20 protein-coding genes are annotated in these 22,408 nt (G+C 65.5%); 6 read left to right on the top strand and 14 right to left on the bottom strand.

The features are described from left to right. Window positions 1–40: 40 nt before the first annotated feature. The gene (locus LPB04_RS19290) at window positions 41–961 is read right to left on the bottom strand and encodes an NAD-dependent epimerase/dehydratase family protein (protein WP_193686097.1); all 921 of its coding nucleotides are present in this window, start codon (window positions 959–961) and stop codon (window positions 41–43) included. A 105-nt stretch (window positions 962–1,066) separates the two neighbouring features. Here LPB04_RS19290 and LPB04_RS19285 point away from each other — a divergent pair, with 105 nt between their 5' ends. Further along, the gene (locus tag LPB04_RS19285) at window positions 1,067–1,978 is read left to right on the top strand and encodes a LysR substrate-binding domain-containing protein (RefSeq protein ID WP_193689095.1); all 912 of its coding nucleotides are present in this window, start codon (window positions 1,067–1,069) and stop codon (window positions 1,976–1,978) included. Between the two features lie 56 nt (window positions 1,979–2,034). Here the strand turns inward: LPB04_RS19285 and LPB04_RS19280 are convergent, their stop codons facing one another. After that, window positions 2,035–3,540, bottom strand: coding sequence for a peptide MFS transporter (locus LPB04_RS19280; protein WP_193686096.1), 1,506 nt, complete (start codon window positions 3,538–3,540; stop codon window positions 2,035–2,037). Between the two features lie 282 nt (window positions 3,541–3,822). Here LPB04_RS19280 and ppnN point away from each other — a divergent pair, with 282 nt between their 5' ends. Next, the gene (gene ppnN / locus LPB04_RS19275) at window positions 3,823–5,193 is read left to right on the top strand and encodes a nucleotide 5'-monophosphate nucleosidase PpnN (protein WP_193686095.1); all 1,371 of its coding nucleotides are present in this window, start codon (window positions 3,823–3,825) and stop codon (window positions 5,191–5,193) included. Window positions 5,194–5,265: 72 nt separating this feature from the next. On the opposite strand, the gene lysS is transcribed toward ppnN, so the two are convergent. From lysS to prfB, 3 genes are all read right to left on the bottom strand, one after another. Beyond that, window positions 5,266–6,810, bottom strand: a complete 1,545-nt coding sequence (gene lysS / locus LPB04_RS19270) for a lysine--tRNA ligase (protein ID WP_193686094.1) — start codon at window positions 6,808–6,810, stop codon at window positions 5,266–5,268. 39 nt (window positions 6,811–6,849) lie between these two features. After that, window positions 6,850–7,527 carry an HAD family hydrolase gene (locus tag LPB04_RS19265; protein ID WP_193686093.1) on the bottom strand — a complete coding sequence of 226 codons (678 nt, stop codon included), beginning with the start codon at window positions 7,525–7,527 and terminating at the stop codon, window positions 6,850–6,852. After that, window positions 7,524–8,646 (bottom strand): peptide chain release factor 2 gene (gene prfB / locus LPB04_RS19260; protein WP_193686092.1). Its coding sequence is split into 2 segments (ribosomal slippage): window positions 7,524–8,564 and window positions 8,566–8,646, totalling 1,122 coding nucleotides; the frame shifts between segments, so codons are not numbered across the junction. The genes LPB04_RS19265 and prfB overlap by 4 nt, the downstream gene beginning before the upstream one ends. A gap of 122 nt (window positions 8,647–8,768) precedes the next feature. On the opposite strand from prfB, the gene LPB04_RS19255 reads away from it, so the two are divergent. Further along, entirely contained in the window at window positions 8,769–10,781 is a 2,013-nt protein-coding gene (locus LPB04_RS19255; RefSeq protein ID WP_193686091.1) for a bifunctional 2',3'-cyclic-nucleotide 2'-phosphodiesterase/3'-nucleotidase, read from the top strand. After that, a complete protein-coding gene (locus LPB04_RS19250) occupies window positions 10,778–11,149 on the top strand; it encodes an SEL1-like repeat protein (protein WP_193686090.1) in 372 nt (123 codons plus the stop codon). The genes LPB04_RS19255 and LPB04_RS19250 overlap by 4 nt, the downstream gene beginning before the upstream one ends. Before the next feature lie 60 nt (window positions 11,150–11,209). Here LPB04_RS19250 and LPB04_RS19245 read toward each other — a convergent pair whose 3' ends face one another. The 5 genes from LPB04_RS19245 to LPB04_RS19225 form a co-directional block, all read right to left on the bottom strand. Further along, window positions 11,210–11,959: a GAF domain-containing protein gene (locus tag LPB04_RS19245; RefSeq protein WP_193686089.1), complete on the bottom strand. Its 750-nt coding sequence runs from the start codon at window positions 11,957–11,959 to the stop codon at window positions 11,210–11,212. Between the two features lie 235 nt (window positions 11,960–12,194). Then, window positions 12,195–13,805, bottom strand: coding sequence for a methyl-accepting chemotaxis protein (locus LPB04_RS19240; protein WP_193686088.1), 1,611 nt, complete (start codon window positions 13,803–13,805; stop codon window positions 12,195–12,197). A gap of 229 nt (window positions 13,806–14,034) precedes the next feature. Beyond that, window positions 14,035–14,355: a DUF2288 domain-containing protein gene (locus LPB04_RS19235; protein WP_193686087.1), complete on the bottom strand. Its 321-nt coding sequence runs from the start codon at window positions 14,353–14,355 to the stop codon at window positions 14,035–14,037. Between the two features lie 16 nt (window positions 14,356–14,371). Beyond that, complete coding sequence (locus LPB04_RS19230; RefSeq protein WP_407943866.1) at window positions 14,372–15,055, bottom strand: RES family NAD+ phosphorylase; 684 nt, start codon at window positions 15,053–15,055, stop codon at window positions 14,372–14,374. A 2-nt stretch (window positions 15,056–15,057) separates the two neighbouring features. Next, window positions 15,058–15,495 carry an antitoxin Xre-like helix-turn-helix domain-containing protein gene (locus LPB04_RS19225; RefSeq protein ID WP_193686085.1) on the bottom strand — a complete coding sequence of 146 codons (438 nt, stop codon included), beginning with the start codon at window positions 15,493–15,495 and terminating at the stop codon, window positions 15,058–15,060. 135 nt (window positions 15,496–15,630) lie between these two features. On the opposite strand from LPB04_RS19225, the gene LPB04_RS19220 reads away from it, so the two are divergent. Beyond that, on the top strand, window positions 15,631–16,089 hold the full coding sequence (locus LPB04_RS19220) for a YybH family protein (RefSeq protein ID WP_193686084.1): 459 nt from the start codon (window positions 15,631–15,633) through the stop codon (window positions 16,087–16,089). A 102-nt stretch (window positions 16,090–16,191) separates the two neighbouring features. Here the strand turns inward: LPB04_RS19220 and LPB04_RS19215 are convergent, their stop codons facing one another. The 4 genes from LPB04_RS19215 to LPB04_RS19200 form a co-directional block, all read right to left on the bottom strand. Further along, window positions 16,192–17,184, bottom strand: coding sequence for a Bug family tripartite tricarboxylate transporter substrate binding protein (locus tag LPB04_RS19215; protein WP_193686083.1), 993 nt, complete (start codon window positions 17,182–17,184; stop codon window positions 16,192–16,194). A 43-nt stretch (window positions 17,185–17,227) separates the two neighbouring features. Then, window positions 17,228–17,959 (bottom strand): SDR family NAD(P)-dependent oxidoreductase, encoded by a 732-nt coding sequence (locus tag LPB04_RS19210; protein ID WP_193686082.1) that lies wholly within the window; start codon window positions 17,957–17,959, stop codon window positions 17,228–17,230. Between the two features lie 174 nt (window positions 17,960–18,133). Beyond that, a complete protein-coding gene (gene recJ, locus LPB04_RS19205) occupies window positions 18,134–19,783 on the bottom strand; it encodes a single-stranded-DNA-specific exonuclease RecJ (protein ID WP_193689094.1) in 1,650 nt (549 codons plus the stop codon). Window positions 19,784–19,827: 44 nt separating this feature from the next. After that, on the bottom strand, window positions 19,828–20,865 hold the full coding sequence (locus LPB04_RS19200) for a hypothetical protein (RefSeq protein ID WP_193686081.1): 1,038 nt from the start codon (window positions 20,863–20,865) through the stop codon (window positions 19,828–19,830). Between the two features lie 270 nt (window positions 20,866–21,135). On the opposite strand from LPB04_RS19200, the gene LPB04_RS19195 reads away from it, so the two are divergent. Continuing rightward, window positions 21,136–22,404 carry a lipoprotein-releasing ABC transporter permease subunit gene (locus LPB04_RS19195; protein WP_193686080.1) on the top strand — a complete coding sequence of 423 codons (1,269 nt, stop codon included), beginning with the start codon at window positions 21,136–21,138 and terminating at the stop codon, window positions 22,402–22,404. The last annotated feature ends 4 nt before the right edge of the window (window positions 22,405–22,408 follow it).

The raw sequence follows: 22,408 nt of genomic DNA, 5'->3' as shown, positions 1-22,408 counted from the left end.
CCCGTTCTTTTATGTGGTTCACCGTTCGAGCATACGCGGCCTACACAAACGCCAGGTCGTGCTGGCGAATCACGTTATCCAGCCACTCGTCCGTCTGGCTGAACTTGAATCCCAATGACGACGCGCGTGCCGTATCGAGCACCGTCGCCTGTCCCGCATCGAACGGCGACAACACCCCAGGAGCCGCACCGCCAACCTGTTGCGTGCGTGCGCGCGCGTCGAGCACGTCGGCCACCCGCCCGAACAGATCGTGCGCCGACAAGGCCCCGTGCGACGCCGCATTCACCGGCCCGGTGAACGACTGGGCGCCGGCCCAGTCGAGGAAAGCCGCGGCCTCCTGCGTGCCCAGGAACGACAGCTTCGCCTGCGCATCCGTATAGCGCAGCGCCACCCCCGAGCGCAACGCGTCGACATACCACGACAGCCGCCCCGTGAACTCCTCCGGCCCGCCCAGCACGTGCGCCAGGCGCGCCGTCACCAGCGGCAGCGAGCCGTCGCGGTACAGGTAGGCCTCGGCCTGCACCTTGCCGGCCACATAGCTTTCGACGGCGCGCTTCGGATCGTGCCAGGGATAGCCGGTGTCGATCGGCTGCGCCAGCACAGGCAGGTCGGTTTCGAGGAGGGCGCCGCCGGACGGCTGGATACCGCGGTAGACGTCGATCGTGGAAGTCATGACATAGCGCCCGACCTTGCCGGCGAAGGTGCGTACGGCGATCGCCGCGTCCAGGGGGCTGTAGCACATCTGGTCGAACACGAGGTCGTAGCGTTTATTGGCGAAGGCGCCGCGCATGGCGGTCTCATTGCGGCGGTCGATGCGGATGCGTTCGATGCGCGCCCCAAACGGGTCGGGGGCGTAGCCGCGGGTGGCGATCGTCACCCGGTGGCCGGCGCGTACCAGGCGCTGCACGAGCAGCTTGCCGAAATAGCGGGTCCCGCCGATCACTAATATATCCTTGTGCATGGCTTCTCCTTGACGAATCGAGTATATTTTCTGCTCAGCAGTGGAAACGCACAACCGAGAAAAACCGAGCGCTATGAATAAGATAAATTTATGCATGGGGGCCGCATGAAGCCGCTGCGCAGCCTGTCCGGCCTGATCGACTTCGACTGTGCGGCGCGCTGGGGCAGCTTCAAGCTGGCCGCGCGCGAGCTGCACAAGACACCGGCGGCGGTCAGCCTGCAGGTCAAGCAGCTGGAAGAGGCGATCGGCTTCGCGCTCTTTGTGCGCCACCCGCGCCATATCGCGCTCACCGAGAAAGGCCAGGAACTGGCGATCGCGGTGGGCCGCATGCTGGCCGACCTGCGCGGCAAGGTGGCGGCGCTGCAGCGCGGCGACGAGGAATCGGTGCTGCGCATCTCGACCACGCACTCGTTCGCGATCAAGTGGCTGGTGCCGCGCATGCACCGCTTTACCAAGCTGTATCCGGAACTCGACATCCGCATCGATTCCAACGACGCGCCGGTCGACATGGAGGCCGACAGCACCGACGTCGCGATCCGCTACGGCCCGGTGCGCGATGGCGACCCGGCTACCCTGTTCCGCGAGCGGCTGGTGCCGGTCTACAGTCCGGAGCTGCTGGCGCCGGGCCAGGCCGAGCTGACGCTGGCCGACATCAAGGACTGGCCGCTGCTGTACGAGAAGTCGCCCGAGCGCTGGCTGCAGCTGCTCAACGAGAATCGCGCGCTGAAGGGGAATTACGATTTCTCGCGCGCCTACAGCCACTGGGGCGTGCTGGTGCAGGCGGCGGTGGCGGGGCAGGGCGTGGCGCTGGTGCCCTACGGGATCGCCTGCCAGGACATCGCCTCGGGCGCGCTGCGCCAGATCGCCTGCCGCAGCGCGCGCTTCGAGAGCGGCTACCGCTTCCTGGCGAACCCGCACAAGGAGAACATGGGGAAGGTGCAGCGCTTCCGCGCCTGGATCGAGGAGGAGATGGCGCAGATGGAGCTGGCACTGGACAGGAAGCCCAGGTCCTCGTGAACGCACAATAAAAAACGGCAGCCGAAGCTGCCGTTATTTGTGTCGAGCGAAAGCGCTTACTTCACGCCGTGCATCAGCTTCTGGATCAGCGGTGCGATCAGGAACAGCAGCACGCCGCCGCCCACCAGCGACCAGAAGCCGAAGGTGTAGCCTCCCAGCGCCGAAGCGACCGACATGCCCGATTCGCCCGAGACGTGCGAGGCGAAGATGCCGGACAGGTTGTTGCCGATACCGGTCGACAGGAACCAGCCGCCCATCCCGAGGCCGACCAGGCGCACCGGCGCCAGCTTGGTGACCATCGACAGGCCGATCGGCGACAGGCACAGCTCACCGACCGACTGGATGAAGTAGACCGTGAACAGGGTCCAGAACGGGATCTTGCCGTTCATGTCGACCAGGGTCGACAGCGCGTACATCAGCAGGCCGAAAGCGAGGCCGTTGAAGATCAGGCCGAGGCCGAACTTGCGCGGGATCGACGGGTTCGCGTTGCGGCGGCCCAGCATGACCCAGATGGCGGCGATGATCGGGGCGAAGGCGATGATGGCGATCGAGTTCACGCTCTGGAACCAGGCCACAGGGAAGATGAAACCGCCCAGGTTGCGGTCGACGATCTGGTCGGCCAGGAAGGTGAAGGAGCTGCCGGCCTGTTCGAAGAACATCCAGAACAGGATATTGAAGGCGAAGATGATCATCATGGCGATGGTCTTGTCGCGCGCAACCTTACCGTTGCGGATACCTTCGATCATCAGCATCAGCGCCAGCGCGACGAAGAGCACGGTCAGGATGACCTGCAGGGTGTTGGCGCCGAGTTTCAGCAGGAAGTACACGCCGGGAATCGCAATGACGCTGCCGATGATGACGGCGATCGGACGGCCGGTGCCCCGTGCGTTGGCGTCCGGTGCGCCGATGCCCTGCAGCGTCTTGCGGCCGATGTAGAACCACACGAGGCTGACCAGCATGCCGACGCCGGCTGCGAAGAACACGACCTTGTAGGCCGGGGTCGTGCCGTCGCCGAGTTTCTGCGCCAGGATCTGGGTCAGGATCGGGGCGATGAAGGCGCCCGCATTGATACCCATGTAGAAGATCGTGAAGCCGGAATCGCGGCGGGTATCGTTCAGCGCGTAGAGTTTACCGACCATGGTCGAGATGTTCGGCTTGAACATGCCGTTGCCGACGATGATGGTCGCCAGGCCGAGCTTGAAGATGTCCGGGTTCGGGAGCGTGATCATGAACAGGCCGGCCGCCATGAAGACGGCACCGATCAGGATCGAGCGCTGGTAGCCGATGACGCGGTCGGCGATCAGGCCGCCGAAGACGGCGCCGGCATACACCAGGGCGAGGTAGGAACCGTAGGTGAGGTTGGCGTCGGCCTGGCCGACCGCTGCGCCGCCGTAGAACTGGGCGACGATGTAGAGCACGAGCGCCCAACGGATGCCGTAGAAAGCGAAACGCTCCCAGAACTCGGTCATGAACAGCATCCACAGCGGCGCCGGATGGCCCATGATCTGTTTGAATTCTGGAATGGCAACCTCTTTGCCTGGTGAAACTGCTGCACCGCTCATGCGGGTTCTCCCGAAAATAGTGTTTTGAGAATGTCCGTTTTGTTGGAATCCGGGATCAGCCGGACTTTCCAGTTGGGACGCATTTTAGTGGAAATTTCTTACCATAAGAAAAATATTTGGCCTTGTGGTAAACACGCGCGCGGGCGGTGCAAGGCGTTGCCAGCTTGCACCATTGGCGCACACAAGCGCAGGCATGCGCGGCGCCTTTGTCGTATATTGGTGAAACAGCCAGCACTATTTCCGGAAGCATTTATTTCCGGCGCATTTGAAAGGAAGACCTGCATGAACTACGAAGTCGTCGACACCCTTATTTCCCCCGAAGGCCGGCTCGAAGTCCTGTCCAAGGCCGAGGTGGCCAAGCTGCTCGACACCAGCCAGGGCGGCCTCTACAACATATTCCGCAAGTGCGCGCTCGCCGTCCTGAACTGCGGCAGTTCGATCGACGACGGCAAGGAACTGCTCGAGCGCTACAGCAGCTTCGAGATCAGCATCATCCAGCGCGAGCGCGGCATCAAGCTCGATATCCGCGGCGCGCCGTCGATCGCCTTCGTCGACGGCAAGATGATCAAGGGCATCCACGAGCACCTGTTCGCCGTCCTGCGCGACATCGTCTACGTTCACTTCGAAGTCACCGACAACCCGAAATTCAACCTCGCCAAGCCGGAAGGGATCACCGATGCGGTGTTCCACATCATGCGCAACGCGAACATCCTGCAGCCGCAGCGCAACCCGAACCTGGTCGTCTGCTGGGGCGGGCACTCGATCAACCGCGTCGAGTACAACTATTCGAAACAGGTCGGCTACGCGCTCGGCCTGCGCGAACTCGATATCTGCACCGGCTGCGGCCCGGGCGCGATGAAGGGCCCGATGAAGGGCGCCGCCATCGGCCACTCGAAGCAGCGGCTGGCGGTCGGGCGCTACCTCGGCATCTCCGAGCCGGGCATCATCGCGGCCGAGTCGCCGAACCCGATCGTCAACGACCTGGTCATCATGCCGGACATCGAGAAGCGCCTCGAGGCCTTCGTCCGCACCGGCCACGGCATCGTCGTCTTCCCGGGCGGCGCCGGCACCGCCGAAGAAATCCTGTACATCCTCGGCATCCTGCTCCATCCGGACAATGCCGAAATGCCGTTCCCGCTGATTTTCACGGGCCCCGCCACCGCCCGCGAATACTTCGAGCAGATCGACGACTTCATCGCCCAGACCCTCGGCGTGCGCGCCCAGGCGCGCTACAAGATCATCATCGACGACCCGGACGCGGTCGCCCGCGAGATGCAGGCCGGGATCAAGCAGGTGCGCGAATTCCGCAAGGCGAGGAGCGACGCCTATTACTTCAACTGGCTGCTGAAAATCGACCACGAATTCCAGAAGCCCTTCAAGCCGACCCACGAGAACATGCGCAACCTGTCGCTGCACAAGAACCAGGAAACCCACCTGCTGGCCGCAAACCTGCGCCGCGCGTTCTCGGGCGTCGTGGCCGGCAACGTGAAGGAAGAGGGGATCCGCGAGATCGAGAAGCACGGCAAGTACGAGATCCACGGCGACAGCGACATCATGGTGCCGATGGACGCGCTGCTGGCATCGTTCGTCGAGCAGAGCCGGATGAAGTTGCCGGGCAAGGCGTATGTGCCTTGCTATACGATCGTGCAATAAACACGGCGTCGCGTCGCGGCCAACAACAAAAACGGGGCGCCGCAGCGCCCCGTTTTTCATTGATCAAGAAGATCAGTCCTCTTTCCGCAAGTGCGGGAACAGCAGCACGTCGCGGATGTTCGGCGAGTCCGTCAAAATCATGATCAGGCGATCGATACCGATCCCGCAGCCGCCGGCCGGCGGCATGCCGTATTCCAGCGCGCGGATATAGTCTGCGTCGTAGTACATCGCCTCTTCGTCACCGGCGTCCTTGGCCTCGACCTGCGACAGGAAACGCGCGGCCTGGTCTTCCGGATCGTTCAGCTCCGAGAAGCCGTTGGCGATTTCGCGGCCCACCATGAACAGCTCGAAACGCTCGGTGATGCCGGCACGGGTGTCCGAGGCGCGGGCCAGCGGCGAGACTTCTACGGGATAGTCGATGATATAGGTCGGCTCCCACAGTTGCGCTTCGGCCGTCTCTTCGAACAGCGCCAGTTGCAGCGCGCCCAGGCCTGCATTCGCGAACGGCTTGACGCCGAACTTCCTGAGTTCCGTCTTGATGAACTCGGCGTCGTTCAGCTGCTCGTCCGTGTAGCCCGGCGCGTACTTGTTGATCGCCTGGACGATGGTCAGGCGGTGGAAGGGCTTGGACAGGTCCAGCTCGCGGCCGCCGTACGACAGCACGGCCGTGCCCTGGGCGTCGACCGCGGCCTGGCGGATCACGGCTTCGGTGAAGTCCATCAGCCAGGTGTAGTCCGTATAGGCCGCGTAGAACTCCATCATCGTGAATTCAGGGTTGTGACGGATCGAGACGCCTTCGTTGCGGAAGTTGCGGTTCACTTCGAACACGCGGTCGAAGCCGCCGACCACCAGGCGCTTCAGGTACAGCTCGGGCGCGATGCGCAGGAACATCTGCATGTCGAGCGCGTTGTGGTGGGTAATGAAAGGCTTGGCCGCGGCGCCGCCCGGGATCGGGTGCAGCATCGGGGTCTCGACTTCCATGAAGCCGTTCTTTTCCATGAAGCGGCGCATCGACGACAGCGCGGCGGTACGCGCCTTGAAGGTGCGGCGCGTCTCTTCGTTCATGATCAGGTCGACGTAGCGCTGGCGGTACTTCGTCTCCTGGTCGGCCAGGCCGTGGAATTTGTCCGGCAGCGGGCGCAGGGATTTCGTGACCAGGCGCAGCTTCGACACCTTAATCGTCAGTTCGTCGACCTTGGTCTTGAACAGCGTGCCCTCGACGCCCAGGATGTCGCCCAGGTCGTAGCTGCGGAAGGCTTCCATTGCCGCTTCGCCGGTGGCGTCCAGGGTCACGTAGATCTGGATGCGGCCGTCGGCGCGCACGCCCGAGGCGTCCTGCAGGGTGGCGAAGGCCGCCTTCTTGCCGGCTTCGCGTTTCAGCATCATGCGGCCGGCCAGCACCACGGGAATCGCTTTCTCTTCCAGCTCTTCGCGCGTCAGGGCGCCGTAGGCTTCGATCAGCTCGGCCGCCTTGTGCTGGGGCTTGAAGTCGTTCGGGAAGGCGACGCCTTGTTCACGAATGGCAGCCAGCTTGGCGCGGCGCTCGGTCATGATCTTGTTTTCGTCGGCCGCTGCCACTGCTGGCACTGGCGTGTTCTCTTGGTTTTCCGTAGTCATGGTTGGTTCAACTCTTGTTGGTGTATGGTCGCGCCAAACTCAGGCGAACAGCGTCTCGAGCGACAGGCTCGAAAAATCGTCGACGATGGCGATCACGTTGTCGAATTCGGCAAAGGCTTCGCGCGGCAGGGTGGTAGTGATCACCACCACGCGCATGCCGGCGCGCCGCGCCGCTTCCACGCCCAGCGGCGCGTCTTCGAACACGATGCAGTGGGCGGGTTCCGCGCCGCAGCGTTTGGCCGCTTCGAGGAACACGTCCGGATGCGGCTTGCCGCGCGGGACGTCCGTGGCGCCGACGACGGTCTCGAAATGGCGGCGCAGGTCCAGGCCGTCGAGGGTGAACTCGACGTTCGCCGGCGGCGCGGCCGTGCCGACCGCAAGGGCGATGCCCTGCGAGCGGGCGTCGGCGATCAGGTCTTCGAACCCGTCGACCGCCTTCAGGTGCGGCGCGTACAGCTCGCGGTAGACGGCCTCTTTTTCGTGGTTCAGCAGCGCCACTTCGTCGTCTTCCAGGTGCTCGCCCATGTGGGAACGGATGATCTCCTTGCCCTGGCGGCCGGCCGTCGTGCGGAAGAATTCGTCCGCATCGATGGCGCGTCCGCGGCGCTCGAAGAAGGTGATCCACGACTGGGTGTGGAAGGCCATGTTGTCGACGATGGTGCCGTCCATGTCGAAGATCAGGGCGCGCTTGTCAGGAGCCGTGGTGCGTGCCGTCATGCGCTTGCGCCTGCGCCTACGCCCTGCTTCAGCGAGGCCGAGATGAAATCGTCCAGGTCGCCGTCGAGCACGTTTTTCGTGTTGCCGGTCTCGAAGCCGGTCCGCAGGTCCTTGATACGCGACTGGTCGAGCACGTAGGAGCGGATCTGGTGGCCCCAGCCGACGTCGGTCTTCGAGTCTTCCAGCTTCTGCTGTTCGCTCATGCGCTTGCGCATCTCGAGTTCGAACAGCTTCGCGCGCAGCATGTCGAAGGCCTCGGCCTTGTTGCGGTGCTGGGAACGGTCGTTCTGGCACTGCACGACGATGCCCGACGGCGCGTGCGTCAGGCGCACTGCGGAGTCGGTCTTGTTGATGTGCTGGCCGCCGGCGCCGGATGCGCGATAGGTATCGATGCGCACGTCGGCCGGGTTGATCTCGATCTCGAAGGATTCGTCGACTTCCGGATACACGAACAGCGAGGTGAACGAGGTATGGCGGCCGTTGGCCGAGTCGAACGGCGACTTGCGCACCAGGCGGTGCACGCCGGTTTCGGTGCGCAGGTGGCCGTAGGCGTACTCGCCCTCGACCTTGATGGTCGCGGTCTTGATGCCGGCGACTTCACCGTCGGACTGTTCCAGGATCTCGGCCTTGAAGCCCTTGCGTTCGCAATAGCGCAGGTACTGGCGCAGCAGCATCGAGGCCCAGTCCTGGGCTTCGGTCCCGCCGGCGCCGGCCTGGATGTCGATGAAGCAGTTCGCGTGGTCCATCGGGTTGCCGAACATGCGGCGGAATTCCATGCCCTCGATGACCTTGGCGATCGCGTCGGCGTCGGCGCTGACGGCTTCGATCGTGTCGTCGTCGCCTTCCTCGCGCGCCATCTCGAACAGGTCGGATGCGTCGGCGAGATCGGCTTTCGCTTTCTCGAGCGTCAGCACGACGCCTTCCAGCGCCTTTTTCTCTTTACCGAGATCCAGCGCCCGTTTCTGGTCGTTCCAGACGGTCGGATCCTCGAGTTCTTCGTTGACCTGCTCTAGTTTCTCTGCCTTCCGATCGAAGTCAAAGATACCTCCGAAGTTCGGCCTCGCGACCGGTCAGGTCGTTCAGCAGGGCGGCGATGGCGTTGATGCGTTCAGCTTCCATGATCTTGGCAATTTGAATGAGTTGAATCGAACCTTCGATTATACCCCAGGCGCTTGCCCCGGTTCGTGCCGCCACCGTATCATTGGGCGCATCACATCTGAACTTCTAACCAAAGCAGCCTCATGCACCACTCCATCCCTTGTCAAATCGGCATCGCCGGCCTCTGCGCCGTCCTCGCCGCCCCCGCCCTGGCCGCAACATCCGCCCCCAAGGGTGCCAGCGCGACCCTCGCCGTGCTCGAAACCACCGACCTGCACTCGAACGTGGTCGGCTACGACTATTTCAAGCTCGCCGCCGAGCCCTCGATCGGCCTGGACCGCACGGCGCGCCTGATCGCGCAGGCACGCGAAGAATTCGCCAACACAATCCTGTTCGACAACGGCGACACGATCCAGGGCAATGCGCTGGCCGACTGGCAGGCGCTGGTAAAACCGCTGCGCTGCGACCAGACGCTGGGCATCTACAAGGTGATGAACGCCCTCAAATACGACGGCGCCTCGATCGGCAACCACGAATTCAACTATGGCCTGGCCTACCTCAGCCAGGTGACGGGCAAGCGCTTCCAGGTGGCGGGCGTCGACCAGCCCAGGCGCTGCGCCGGTCCCGCCTTCCCGCAGGTGCTGGCCAATGTCTACAGCGTGAAGACAAAGAAGCCGATCTTCGAACCCTGGCGCATCATCGAAAAACGCATCAAGGCGACGGACGCAAGCGGGCGTCCGATCGAGGCGCTCGTCAAAGTCGGGATCATCGGCTTCACGCCGCCGACCATCATGTCCTGGGACAAGCGCTGGCTCGAGGGGAAGGTCTACACGACGGGCGTGCGCGAAGCGGCCCTGAAATACATCCCGGAGATGCGCAGGAAGGGCGCCGACATCGTCGTCGCCATCGCCCACGGCGGGCTCGATGCCAATCCGTACACGCCGGCCATGGAAAACGCCGGCTGGTACCTGGCGCAGGTGCCGGGCGTCGATGCCATGCTGCTCGGCCATTCGCACCAGCTGTTTCCGAACGCCGCCAGCACGGCGCCGCAGTTCAACCTGCCGGGCGTCGACAAGGCGAAGGGCCTGGTGCACGGCGTACCGACCGTGATGGCGAATTTGTGGGGCAAGCACCTGGGCGTGATCGCGCTGCAGCTGCGGGCGAGCGGCAAGGGCTGGACGGTCGAGAAGGACAAGACCGTGGTCGAGGCGCGCGCCGCGCAGAACGCGGATAAAAGCTTCGTCGCGCCCGACCCGGCGGTGTCGGACCTGGTCCGCGAGGAGCACGAGGCTACCATCGGCTACGTCAAGACGCCGGTCGGCAGCACCGACTTCCGCATGACGACCTATTTCGCCGATGTCGGCGACCCCTCGGCGCTGCAGGTGGTGAACGCGGCCCAGACCCGGTATGTGAAGAGCTATGTGGCGGCCAACCTGCCACAGTACGCGAAGCTGCCGGTGCTGTCGATGTCGGCGCCGTTCAAGAGCGGCCTGGCCGGCGCCTTCGATTTCACCGACGTCCCGGCCGGGAATCTCGCCCTGAACAACGCCGCCGACCTCTACCTGTATCCGAATGCGCTGTATGCGGTGAAGATCGACGGCGCCGGCCTGAAAGCCTGGCTCGAGACCTCGGCGCGCCGCTTCAATACGATCGACCCGGGCAGGACTGAGCCGCAGGAGCTGGTCAACGCCGCGGTGCCGAGCTATAACTTCGATACGCCGACTTCAGGCGAGATCAGCTACGAGATCGACGTCACCCAGGCGCCGGGCGCGCGCATCCGCAAGCTGTCCCTGCGCGGCGTGCCGGTGACGCCGGAACAGGAATTCATCGTCGCCACGAACAACTACCGGGCCAGCGGCGGCGGCAATTTCCCGGGGCTGGACGGCAGCAAGACGGTCCTCGCTTCGCCCGACACCAGCCGCGACGTCCTGATCGCCTATATCCGCGACGTGAAACAGCTGACCCGTGCGGCGCATGGCGCGACGCGCAGCTGGCGCTTCACGAAGGTGAAGACGGCCGGGCCGGTCGTGTTCCATTCGGCGCCCGGCATGCTCGGCCTGGCGCAGGACGCGGGGCTCGACAACCTGAGCCAGGTGCGCGCCGACGATGGCCTCGGCAAGGGGTTTGCGCTGTACGCGCTGGACCTGGCGAAATGAAAGGCGCTGCGCTGCTGCTGGCCATCGTATGCTGCGGCGCCGTGCAGGCCGCCGATGCGCAGGCTGATTACCGGCTGGGACTGAAGTATCGGAACGGTACAGGTGTAGTTGCGGACGCCGTCCGGGCGGCGCGCCTGATCGAGGCGGCTGCGCGGGCGCAGGTGCCCGCCGCGATGTTCACGCTGTCGAACATGCTGGCGGCGGGGGAGGGTGTGCAGCAGGATGACGCGGCGGCACGGCGCTGGCTGGAAGAGGCGGCCGCGCTGGGTTATCCGGCGGCCCTGCAGGAACTGGCCTTGCGCGAACCGGATCCGCGCAAGGCGGAGCTGTTGATGCGCCAGGCGGCGCATGCGCTGCAGCACCGGTAGGGTGGGCGGTCCCCCGCCCACCAAACACATGCTCAGGTCAACTGTGGGCGACCACCAGGCTTAATGCTCGCCCGAGGCCTCGATCTCGCTCGCGGCAATCGCGGCCAGGTCCATCAGCGCCTGCAATTCCGACGCGCGCAGCTTGCGCGGCTCGCGGTCGATCACGCACAGGGTGCCCATCGCCATGCCCGACGGGTCGCGCAAGGGCACGCCCGCGTAGAAGCGCATGTGCGGGTCGGCCAGCACCAGCGGGTTGTCGGTAAAGCGCCCGTCGGTCAGCGCGTCTTCCACCACGAAGGGTCCGTCCTGCAGGATCGCATGGGTGCAGAAGGCCCATTCGCGCGGCGTTTGCTGGGCGGGCAGGCCGACCCGTGCCTTGAACCACTGGCGGCGTGCCGTCAGCAGCGAGATCAGGGCGATCGGCGACTCGGTCACTTTCGAGGCCAGGCGCACGATGCGGTCGAAGCGCTCTTCCGGCAAGCTGTCCACCAGCCGGGTCGCGGCCAGCGCGGCCAGGCGCTGCGCTTCCTCTTCCGGCACCGGGAAGCCCGGGTCGGGATTCGGCAGGAATTCCGGATCGGTCGGCGTCGGCGGCAGGCGGCGCTCCAGGTTGCCGGACTGGCCGGATACCTTGTTCATCAGGGCGCGGATATGGCTCTCGCGCGTGCGGCGGTGTCCGCCCGGGGTTTTCCACGATTCGATCGCACCGCTTTCCATCCAGAGCTGGACGGTACTGGTCGCCACGCCGAGCAGGCGCGCGGCGGCGCTGGTGGTCAGGATCGGGTCCTCTTCGATTAAATTGCTGTTCATCAATATTCCTACAGTTTATGGAAGTATAGCCGATTTGATGAATCTATCTGCGGATTCGTTTCTATCGGAAAAATATGATGATCGAGACAACAATTTACGCAATTTTCATTACCAAAAAGGCACTTGCCCCTCAGGGCGCGCACCGATTTCATCAATGCAACCCTTCGCGCAGCCGCGGCCCTGCCAGATCGAAGGGCCGGTCAGCAAGCTCGCTGCCGGCACCTTGAGCACCGCTTCAGGCGGCGGCCAGCGCCAACTGTGCGCCGGCAGCGGCAGCCGAGCGTGGGCGCGACGGCGCGCCGGCCAGGTCGTCGAGCCTGAAGGCGCTGACCACCTGCGCCAGGCGCTCGGCCTGTTCCTGCATCGATTCCGCGGCGGCCGCGGCTTCCTCGACCAGGGCCGCGTTCTGCTGGGTGACGCTGTCCATGTCGACGATCGCGCTGTTGACCTGCTCGATGCCGGCGCTTTGCTCTTCGCTGGCGCTGGCGATGTCGGCCATGATGCCGGTGACGTGTTCGATGCTGCGCACGATTTCTCCCATGGTGGCGCCGGCGCGATCGACCTGGCCGGTGCCCGCGGCGACCTTGCTGACCGAATCGTCGATCAGCGCCTTGATCTCCTTCGCCGCGCCGGCCGAGCGCTGGGCCAGGTTGCGCACTTCTCCGGCGACGACCGCGAAGCCGCGGCCCTGTTCGCCGGCACGCGCCGCTTCCACGGCCGCATTCAGGGCCAGAATATTGGTCTGGAAGGCGATGCCGTCGATGACCGAAATGATGTCGACGATCTTGCGCGAAGATGCGTTGATCGAGCCCATGGTGGCCACGACTTCAGCCACCACCGCGCCGCCTTCGCCGGCGATGGCGGCGGCATTCCGGGCCAGTTTGTTTGCTTCGCGGGCGTTGTCGGCGTTCTGGCGCACGGTCGACGTCAGCTCTTCCATCGAGGACGCGGTTTCTTCCAGCGAACCGGCCTGCTGCTCGGTGCGTGCGGACAGGTCCGCGTTACCGCTGGCGATTTCATTCGAGGCCGTGGCGATCGCGCCGGTGCCGCTGCGGACGTGGCCGACGATCTCGGCCAGTGCTTTCGACATGCTGCCGAGGGCGCGCAGCAGGTCGCCGGTTTCGTCGCGCTCGGTAGCGGCGGCGCGGCTGGTGAGGTCGCCGCGTGCCACGCGCTGGGCGAAGCCGACGGCATGGCGCAGCGGCACCGTGATCGAGCGCGTGATGACCCAGGCGCAGGCGACGCCCAGCAGCAGGGCCGTCACACCGAGCGCGATCAGGATCACGCGGGTGTTCGAGTAGGACTCGAGGATCGAGGCCGCAACGGCGTCGGAGGCTTCGATCTGCATCTTGGCCAGTTTGTTCATCTCGGCCAGGAAGGCATCGCTTTGCGGGGTGAGCTGTCCGGTGTAAATCCTGTCTGCACCCTGCACATCGCCGGCGCGCTTGGCGTCCAGCAGCGCGGTGCGCGCCTTCAGGTAGGCATCGCGCGCCGTCTTCACATGGGCGAACTGGGCGCGGACCGCTTCGTTGCGCAGCGAGCTTTCGATCATGTTCTGCAGTTCCGTGGAGCGCGCCGAGACTTCCTTCATGCGCGCGCTCACGCGTTCGATCACGGCGCTGTCGTCGGTCACGTAGGCGGTTTCCAGGCTCGCCCGGTTGAGTTCGATCAGCTTGCCCCATTCGGCCACGGCGCGCTGGTTCTTCATGCTCACTTGCACGAGCCGGTTCGTCATGTCGCCCGCTTCCTGCATGCGCAGCAGGGCGGTGACGGTGACCGCCAGCAGCAATGCGAGGACGATGGCGAATCCGACGCCCAGGCGGACGCCGATCTTGAGGTTCTTCACGTTGGATTCCTGATGAATGAGCGGCGGTGGCCGCGGTTGAAGACGGAACGGTCGGGGACCGGCCGGCGCAAGTGGAGCTGGACTGCAGCTGAGCTCGGCTGTTTAGAGGGAGTATACCAGCACGGGAGCAAAAAATGATGCTATGCAGCAAAATTGCAACATGGAATAATTGTATTGATGCAATAGTGCAGGGAGGGCGGCACGCGGATGGCGCCGCCGGCAGGGCGGATCAGTGCAGTTGCTTCTTTTCTGGCTGCACCAGGATGAAGGGATGGACGACCGCCGCCCACAGCGCGATTTCGCCGGCCGCCCAGGTCTGCGCCTGCAGGTCCGAGACTTTCGCAACCTTGCCCTCATTCATCCAGCGCGCGATGTTCTCCTTGTCGTCGTGCGAGACGCGCACCGCGACGTCGATCAGGTCCAGTTCTTCGCTGACATAGATTACATTGCCCTGGGCGAAATGGCGTTCCAGGTCGCTCCATTGGATGCGGCCGGTTTCGCGGTTGATCTTGTCATGTAATTCGGTATCGTTTTCGGGCTTGGTTTTCATGCTGGTATGTATTTACTTAGATTATCTCGACGGTCGGAACGGGCGACCCCGCCCATGTTAACCGATACGCCTGGCCCCTGCGCACATTGCCCACCAGGGCAGGGCGGAAGCAGGCGAGATTGGTGCCGCCCGGATGCCGGACGCTCGGGTAGATGACGCCCATCGAGCCGAGCTCGAGCAGGGTATTCGCCAGTTCCTGGGAGGCGACGTAGCTGCGCGGATCGAGCGATCTGGCGAAGCCGCGCACGCCGCGGATGTCGTGGAAGCTGCCGTTGAAATCGGCCAGCATCGCCTGGTAGGTGACGCTGTCGTCGAAGCGGCCGATTTCCTGGTATTCGACGGTCTTGTGGAAGCTCACCTCGGCCAGCGCCGTGTCGGCCTCGAATGCGCAATACCAGGCGCCGCGCCGGCCATCGTTGAAGCGGCTGCCCTCGGGACGCGCATACGTGTATGCCGCGTTAATGATCCGAAAATTCGGGACGCCGAACACGAGTTCGTCCATGCCGATGCCGGGCAGCAGGCCCGCTTCGCCGCGCAGGCGCTCGTTGGTCGCGTTATCGAGGTCGAACAGGTCGCGCAGGGTGGCGTCGTTGTCGGCCAGGGGAGCGAGCACCGAATCCTCGAAGTCGGCAAAGCGCGAGGGGAGCAGGCGGCAGGTGTCGAACTGGCGCAGGCTCGTGAGTTTCGGAAGTACCGCCAAGATCACAGGCCCCCACGGCGTGCGTCCAGCAACTGGCGCACCGTTTGCATGGCCAGCAGGCCGCCGCCCAGCATATGGGCCAGCGGCGTGCGTCCGCCGAAGATGAGATTACTGTTGGGGAGCGTCACCCATTCGTCGGCGAGCTTGTCGCCGTACAGGATGTGCAAGGCCTTGTAGATGCCGAGCAGGTAGGAAATGCGGGTGATGCGGTCGACTTCGAGCACCCGGTCCGGGTTCTTCTTCCAGTCGTAGAAGGACGAGGGCGACAGGCCGCCAAGCAGCTCGCGCGCATCTTCGTCGCGCAGCTGCCAGGCGGCGGCCAGCTTGAAGAAACCCGTCAGCGCCGACTTCGACAGGCGCGCGCGTTCGGCGCGGGAATTGAGGTCGACCAGCACCGCGGGCTCGAAGCGGCTTCTCGGATAGGAATAGGCCAGGTTCATTGTTTCCTCCAGTTTCGGAGTATTTATACTCTGTTTTCGGAGTGCTCGCAACTGACGGTTGTCAAGGCGTGTGCGGCGTGACAGAATTGGCGCCGAGTTGTCGAAAGGAAAATTCTCGAACTTAAAGGTTAACCTATGAGGTTGCGGTCGGCGGGACTTCTTTTTTTGGTGGTGGCCTGCGTGGCGGCAGCGGCCATCGGCATGGCGCGCGGCTCGCGCATGGCGCCGGGCAATTTGCGCCAGCAGGTGGTCGAGGCCGAGCGCGGCTTCGCCGCCAGCATGGCACGGCGCGACTTCGAGGCCTTCACGGCTTACCTGTCGCGCGAGGCGGTGTTCATGAGTCCGGGCGGCGCGACGCGCGGCAAGGACGCCGTGGCCCAGGCCTGGCGCGCTAATTTCGACAAGCCGGCGGCGCCGTTTTCCTGGGAGCCGGTCGATGTCGAGGTGCTGGCCTCAGGCACGCTGGCGTTTTCCAGCGGGCCGGTGCGGGATGCGGCGGGCAAGCAGATCGGGCGTTTCAATTCGGTCTGGCGGCTGGAGGGGCCGGGGACCTGGAGGGTGGTGTTCGATCGCGGGTGCGATTGCGGGCGCTGATTTTTGCCGGCGTCGTAACGCGTGGAGTCAGGACTCCACCCTACGATTATCGCGATACGTCGGGTGGAGGGCGCCGAGCCTCCCGGCTCCACGCGTTTTTGATTAATCCGCCGTCGCCCCCGACACCTTCACCGTCTGCCCCCACTTCGCCGTCTCGCTGCGAATGAACTCCGCAAACTGCTCCGGCTTCTCGCCATGCGGCTCCGCACCTTGCTCGGCCAGCTTCTTCTTCACTTCCGGATCGGCCAGCGCCTTCAGGATCGACGCGTTCAGTTTGGCGATGACCGGCGCCGGCGTGTTTGCTGGCGCCAGGATACCGAACCAGGAGGTGGCGCTGTAGCCCGGCACGCCCGACTCGGCGATCGTCGGCACGTCCGGCAGGGCCGGCGAGCGGGTCGGCGTGGTCACGGCGATCGGGCGCAGCTTGCCGGCGCGGACGTGGCTGATCACCGAGGGCATGTTGTCGAACATGATCGCGGTCTGCCCGCCGAGCAGGTCGGTCAGGGCGGGCGCGCTGCCCTTGTACGGGATGTGCTGCATCTCGACCCCTGCCATCTGCTGGAACATCTCGCCCGACAAATGGATCGAGGTGCCGCTGCCCGAGGAAGCGAAACTCACCTTGCCCGGGTTGGCCTTGGCGTAGGCGATCAGTTCCTTGACGGTCTTGAAGGGCTGCGACGGATTCGCCACCAGCAGGTTCGGCACCAGCGCCACGCGCGTGATCGGTGCGAAGTCCTTGATCGGGTCGAAGGGCATCTTCTTGTACAGGCTCTGGTTGATGGCGTGGGTGCCGACGGTGCCCATCAGCAGGGTGTAGCCGTCGGGCGCGGCGCGCGCCACCATCTGGGCGCCGATGTTGCCGCCGGCGCCCGCGCGGTTGTCGATGATGACCGGCTGGCCCAGGTCCTTGGCCATGTACTGGCCGACCACGCGCGCCAGGATGTCGGTCGTGCCGCCGGCGGAGAACGGCACCACGATGGTCAGCGCCTTCGAGGGGAAGGCCTGGGCCTGGGCGGCGAACGGCGCCAGCGCGAGGGCGCCGGTCGCGAGCATGGACAGGGCGAGCTTGCGGCGCTTCGGTACGAGAGTGTGCATGGTGGGTCTCCGGGATGTTGTTGTGTTGGAAAGGACTGCGAATTCAGATCGGTGCGACGCCGAGTGTGGTGCCGCCGCAGACATACAGCACCTGGCCGGTGACGAAGCCGTTCTCCGGCGCCAGGAAAAACAGGGCGGCGCGCGCGACGTCCTCGGGCGTGCCGAGGCGCTTGACGACGATGCTGTCGAGGATGCGCCGGGTCTGCGGCGCGCCTTCCGGATTGCTGTTCCTGAATAGTTCGGTGGCGATCGGACCCGGCGCCACGGCGTTCACGGTGATGCCGTCGCCACCGAGTTCCAGCGCCAGCGTGCGCGTCAGGCCGATCAGGCCGGCCTTGGTGGCCGAATACACGATGCGCTCGGGCTTGCCCAGCGCGGCGCGCGAGGAGATGTTGACGATGCGTCCATGGCCGCATGCGCGCAGCGCCGGCAACAGGGCCTGCACCAGGGTGATCGGGGTTTTCAGGTGCAGGCCGACGACGTCGTCGAGCTGCCTCATGGTCGCGCTGTCGATGCTGCCGGGGCGGGTGGCGCCGGCATTGTTGACGAGCGCGGTGACGGCGTAGCGGGCGGCGATGTCGCGGGCGATGGCCTCGACCTGGTCCTGTCGCGTCAGGTCGGCCTGCAGCGAGATCAGCCGTTCATGGCGCCAGTCGGGCGCCCTGATGTCGAGATTGAGGACGGTGCGGCCCTCGGCCAGCAGGGCTTCGCAGATGGCGCGGCCGATGCCGGAACTTCCGCCCGTGACCAGGGTAACTTGCTGTGCTTCGCTCATGCATGCAGCTCCTCGAACCAGCCGGGCCACATGACCCGGCACGGGTCGATATTAGCATGTTGATAGCGGTTGATGAGCGGCGCCGCGGATGTGCGTCCATACCAAACGCGTGGGCTCGAGAGCCCACCCTACGGCGCACCGGCAAGCCGCAAGGCCTGCAAATGGCCCGCGGCCTCACACCGGCTCGGCATGCTCCACCAGCAACTGCACCTTGGTCACCCCGTTGTACTCGTTGGCATCGAGCCGGAAAGCGACGCGCGCGCGCTCGCCGAGGCCGTCGGTGCGGCCGAACCAGATGGCGTCGTAGCGGCGCCCGTTCCGTTCCAGCAGGAGTTTCAGGTGCTTTTCCTTCAGGATGCGCTGGCTCAGCACGCGGAATTCGTCGCAGAACACCGGCGGCGCGAAGCCCTGGCCCCAGACCTGGCCATCGCACAGCTCGATGAAGGCGGTCGAATAGAACTCGTCCTCGAGCGGGCCGTCGGTCTCGACCACGCGCTCGAGCTGGGCCTGGGTCAGCCAGGCACGCCCGACCGCCTCGAAGGCCTGCTGGAAGGCGTCGAAGGATTCCGCCCTGATCGTCAGGCCGGCCGCCATCGCGTGGCCGCCGAATTTCTCGATCAGGCCGGGCACGCGCTTGGACACCAGGTCGAGCGCGTCGCGCATGTGAAAGCCGGGGATCGAGCGCCCCGAGCCCTTGATCAGTCCCGGCCCGCCGGGCGCGAAGGTGATCGTCGGGCGGAAGAATTTCTCCTTCAGGCGCGAGGCGACGATGCCGATCACTCCCTGGTGCCAGCTTTCGTCGAAGACGGCAATGGTGCTCGAGTCGCTCGGCTCGAAGGCATCCAGGTGCAGCAGGGCCGTGTCCTGCATCTCGGCCTCGATCTCGCGCCGCTTCAGGTTGATTTCGTTGAGCTGCTGGGCGATCGCCCAGGCGCGGCCCTCGTCGTCGGTGGTCAGGCACTCGATCCCGAGCGCCATGTCTTCCAGGCGGCCGGCCGCGTTCAGGCGCGGGCCGACGGCAAAGCCCAGGTCGAAGGGAGAAGCGCAGCGCGCCTCGCGCCCGGCGACGCGGAACAGCGCCGCCACGCCGGCGTGCATGCGCCCGGCGCGCATGCGCTTGATGCCCTGCGCGACCAGGATGCGGTTGTTGGCGTCGAGTTTCACGACGTCGGCCACGGTGCCGAGGGCTACCAGGTCGAGCAGGTTGTCCAGCTTGGGCTGGCTCTGGGCGTCGAACACGCCGCGCCGGCGCAGTTCCGCGCGCAGGGCCAGCAGCACATAGAACACCACGCCGACCCCGGCCAGGTGCTTGCTCGGGAAGCCGCACTCGGGCTGGTTCGGGTTGACGATGACGCGCGCCGGCGGCAGGGCGTCGCCCGGCAGGTGGTGGTCGGTGACGACCACCTCGATGCCGCGCCGGTTCGCCTCCAGCACCCCGTCGACGCTGGCGATGCCGTTGTCGACGGTGACGATGATGTCGGGCGCCTTTTCGCGCGCCGTCAGCTCGACGATTTCCGGCGTCAGGCCATAGCCGTGCACCACGCGGTCGGGCACGATGTAGTCGACGTTCGCGCCCATCGCGCGCAGGCCGCGCAGGGCGGTGGCGCAGGCGGTGGCGCCGTCGCAGTCGTAGTCGGCGACGATCGTCATCTTTTTATTCGCGGCGATCGCGTCGGCCAGGAACACGGCCGCGGCGTCGATGTGTTTCAGGCCGCTCGGTGGCACGAGGGCCGTCAGTTCGCAGGACAGTTCACGCACGTCCAGCAGGCCGCGCGCGGCATAAATGCGGGCCAGGACAGGGTGCACGCCGCCCTGGCGCAGCATTTCGGACTGGCGGAACGGGCAGGGGCGGGTGGCGATACGGGTTTTCAAAGCAGTCGATCCAGGGTAGGGCGGCGCCAGAACTTGCGTTGCGCCAGGGCGGTGGTGGTGAACTCGGCATGCGCGTCGCGGTGGCTCAGCACCAGTCTTACTTCGCGTACGCGGCCTTTGGTCAATGCGTCCAAGATGGGTGCGAACAGCGCCGCTTCAAGCTGCTGCAGCTGGGCGACCCAGCCGCCCCAGTCGGCGCCGACCGCGTAGGGAGCCGCGCTGCCGCAGTAGAGGATGGTGTCGCCGTCCAGGCGCGTGCCGAAGTCCGGCAGGGCATCGGGCTGCGCGCCGGCCAGCGCCTGCACCGCGCCGCCCGCGTCGAAAGTCTTCAAGGTCGGTGCATCCGGCGCAGGCAGCGTCCCGGCTTCGGCCGCGCCCCATGCCCAGAAGGCGTTCACCGGCGGCAGGCGCCGCGCCTCGCGCGCCGCGTTCACCGGATGCGTATGCCACAGGATCTGCACTTCGTTCTGCAGGCGCCGGAAGGCCGCGGCGCTTCTGCCTTCCGGCATCCAGTCCGTCAGGTCCATGCCGAGCGCCGCGTCGGGCGTGGCGGTGTCGAGCCCGGCCCAGTCGTCGGCGCGCATGAACCAGGTCCCGGCGTCGCCATACACGAGGGCATGGCCGGCCTCTTCGAAATAGGGCCGGGCCGTCTCGAACAGCGCGCGGCTCTCCGGCTCCGTCAAGCCGAGATTGCGCAGGTCGCCCATCATCAGGTGGGTGCGCGCGATCTCGATATGGATGGGGTTGACGATGAACCAGGTGCCGCCCAGGGGCTCGATACCGGCTTCGACGCCGGCCGCGCGCATCGCCGCCGCCGCAAAGGCGGGCCGGCCTCCGTTCGCCAGGCCGAGCTCCCGCGCCAGCCACTGCTCGTGCGGCAGGGCGCGCACCGCGTCGTTGGCCGGCAGGCGCGCATGGCTGCTGGTGCGCGACAGCAGCGCCGACAGGGCCGGCGCCTGCAGGGCGCCCACCAGGTCGGGGGCGAATTCGGGAATCGGGAGGGCGAAGGGCAGGACGAGCGTAATCTGGGACATCCCGTGATTGTAGGCCAAATGGGCTGTCGGGGCGTAATTGATCGCCCTTCCGGAAGGCCGGGGCGTGCTCTCCAGGCCACACCGCTTGTGCGGGTCGAAATACGGCTCGCCGGTCGCTTGAGGCATCATCTCGGGTGCGCTCCAGTGCGTCCTCGGTGCGGACTGACCCGTTCGACAGGTCTTGCGCGCATGAAGTTCCACGCGTGGCGTGCTGTCACGGATGAGCTTCTTGTGGCAAACTGCGGGGTCGGTTGTCAAACACTTAAATACATGAGCATCATCTACAAGCTGCCGTACGAGGCCCTGGTCGGCTTGCGCTATACGCGCGCCGGCAAGCGCAGCGGCCGCAACCGCTTCATTTCCTTCATTTCGATGATTTCCGTGGCCGGCATCGCGCTCGGCGTGGCGGCCCTGATCGTCGTGCTGTCGGTGATGAACGGCTTCCAGAAAGAAGTCACCGACCGCATGCTGTCGGTGCTGGCGCACGTCGAGGTCTACGACGTGCGCGGCGCCATGCCCGACTGGCGCGCCGTCGGGCGCGAGGCCGTGCGCAACCCCCAAGTGGCGGCCGTCGCACCGTTTGCCGACGTCCAGGGCATGCTGCTGCGCGACGGCGTGATGAAGCCGGCCCTGCTGCGCGGCATCCTGCCCGCCGAGGAAGCGAAGGTGTCGGAAGTGGCGCACCAGATGCGCCAGGGCAGCCTCGACAAACTCACGCCGGGATCGATGAACATCGTGCTCGGCAGCGCGCTGGCGAAATCCCTGGACGTGACGGTCGGCGAACGCGTGACCATGTTGCTCGGCAGCGTGGGACAGGCTGGCGGCGCTCCGGCCGCGCCGCGGACCCAGACCTTCACCGTGGTCGGCGTCTTCGAAGCCGGTCACTACGAATTCGATTCCACGCTCGCCTTTGCCTACATTGACGATGCCATCCAGGCTGCGCGCATCGAGGGGCCCGCCGGCGTGCGCCTGCGCCTGCGCGACATGCACCAGGCGCCGCGCGTGGCGGCCGAACTGCGGCGCAGCCTGGCCGGCGAACTCGTGCTGCGCGACTGGTCGCAGGTGAACAGCGTCTGGTTCGCCGCCGTGCAGTCGCAGAAGCGCATGATGTTCATCATCCTGGCGATGATCATCGCGGTCGCCGCCTTCAACCTGGTCTCGACCTTGGTGATGACGGTGAAGGACAAGCAATCCGATATCGCCATCCTGCGCACGCTGGGCGCCTCGCCGCGTTCGATCATGAAGATCTTCATCGTGCAGGGCACGCTCGTCGGCCTGCTCGGCAGCGCGCTGGGCGTGCTGCTCGGCGTGACGGTGGCGCTGAACGTGGACGTGATCGTGCCCTTCATCGAGCGCCTGTTCGGGATCCAATTCCTCTCGAAGGAGATCTACCTGATCAGCGAGATCCCGTCCGAGCTGCGCTGGCCGGACGTCTTGAGCATCGGCGGCCTGGCCGTGCTGCTGGCCTTCCTCTCGACGCTTTACCCGAGTTGGGCCGCTGCGCGCGTGAAACCGGCGCAGGCATTACGCTACGAATGAGAAG

The organism is Massilia litorea (assembly GCF_015101885.1).
Taxonomy (GTDB): Bacteria; Pseudomonadota; Gammaproteobacteria; order Burkholderiales; family Burkholderiaceae_D; genus Telluria; species Telluria litorea.
This window is presented reverse-complemented; position numbering and strand designations above follow the sequence as displayed.

What these genes read in the sequence shown, in the direction of transcription:
- LPB04_RS19290 (WP_193686097.1), bottom strand. Translation starts at nt 961, where the DNA reads ATGCACAAGGATATATTAGTGATCGGCGGGACCCGCTATTTCGGCAAG.
- LPB04_RS19285 (WP_193689095.1), top strand. Translation starts at nt 1,067, where the DNA reads ATGAAGCCGCTGCGCAGCCTGTCCGGCCTGATCGACTTCGACTGTGCG.
- LPB04_RS19280 (WP_193686096.1), bottom strand. Translation starts at nt 3,540, where the DNA reads ATGAGCGGTGCAGCAGTTTCACCAGGCAAAGAGGTTGCCATTCCAGAA.
- ppnN (WP_193686095.1), top strand. Translation starts at nt 3,823, where the DNA reads ATGAACTACGAAGTCGTCGACACCCTTATTTCCCCCGAAGGCCGGCTC.
- lysS (WP_193686094.1), bottom strand. Translation starts at nt 6,810, where the DNA reads ATGACTACGGAAAACCAAGAGAACACGCCAGTGCCAGCAGTGGCAGCG.
- LPB04_RS19265 (WP_193686093.1), bottom strand. Translation starts at nt 7,527, where the DNA reads ATGACGGCACGCACCACGGCTCCTGACAAGCGCGCCCTGATCTTCGAC.
- LPB04_RS19255 (WP_193686091.1), top strand. Translation starts at nt 8,769, where the DNA reads ATGCACCACTCCATCCCTTGTCAAATCGGCATCGCCGGCCTCTGCGCC.
- LPB04_RS19250 (WP_193686090.1), top strand. Translation starts at nt 10,778, where the DNA reads ATGAAAGGCGCTGCGCTGCTGCTGGCCATCGTATGCTGCGGCGCCGTG.
- LPB04_RS19245 (WP_193686089.1), bottom strand. Translation starts at nt 11,959, where the DNA reads ATGAACAGCAATTTAATCGAAGAGGACCCGATCCTGACCACCAGCGCC.
- LPB04_RS19235 (WP_193686087.1), bottom strand. Translation starts at nt 14,355, where the DNA reads ATGAAAACCAAGCCCGAAAACGATACCGAATTACATGACAAGATCAAC.
- LPB04_RS19225 (WP_193686085.1), bottom strand. Translation starts at nt 15,495, where the DNA reads ATGAACCTGGCCTATTCCTATCCGAGAAGCCGCTTCGAGCCCGCGGTG.
- LPB04_RS19220 (WP_193686084.1), top strand. Translation starts at nt 15,631, where the DNA reads ATGAGGTTGCGGTCGGCGGGACTTCTTTTTTTGGTGGTGGCCTGCGTG.
- LPB04_RS19215 (WP_193686083.1), bottom strand. Translation starts at nt 17,184, where the DNA reads ATGCACACTCTCGTACCGAAGCGCCGCAAGCTCGCCCTGTCCATGCTC.
- LPB04_RS19210 (WP_193686082.1), bottom strand. Translation starts at nt 17,959, where the DNA reads ATGAGCGAAGCACAGCAAGTTACCCTGGTCACGGGCGGAAGTTCCGGC.
- recJ (WP_193689094.1), bottom strand. Translation starts at nt 19,783, where the DNA reads ATGCTGCGCCAGGGCGGCGTGCACCCTGTCCTGGCCCGCATTTATGCC.
- LPB04_RS19200 (WP_193686081.1), bottom strand. Translation starts at nt 20,865, where the DNA reads ATGTCCCAGATTACGCTCGTCCTGCCCTTCGCCCTCCCGATTCCCGAA.
- LPB04_RS19195 (WP_193686080.1), top strand. Translation starts at nt 21,136, where the DNA reads ATGAGCATCATCTACAAGCTGCCGTACGAGGCCCTGGTCGGCTTGCGC.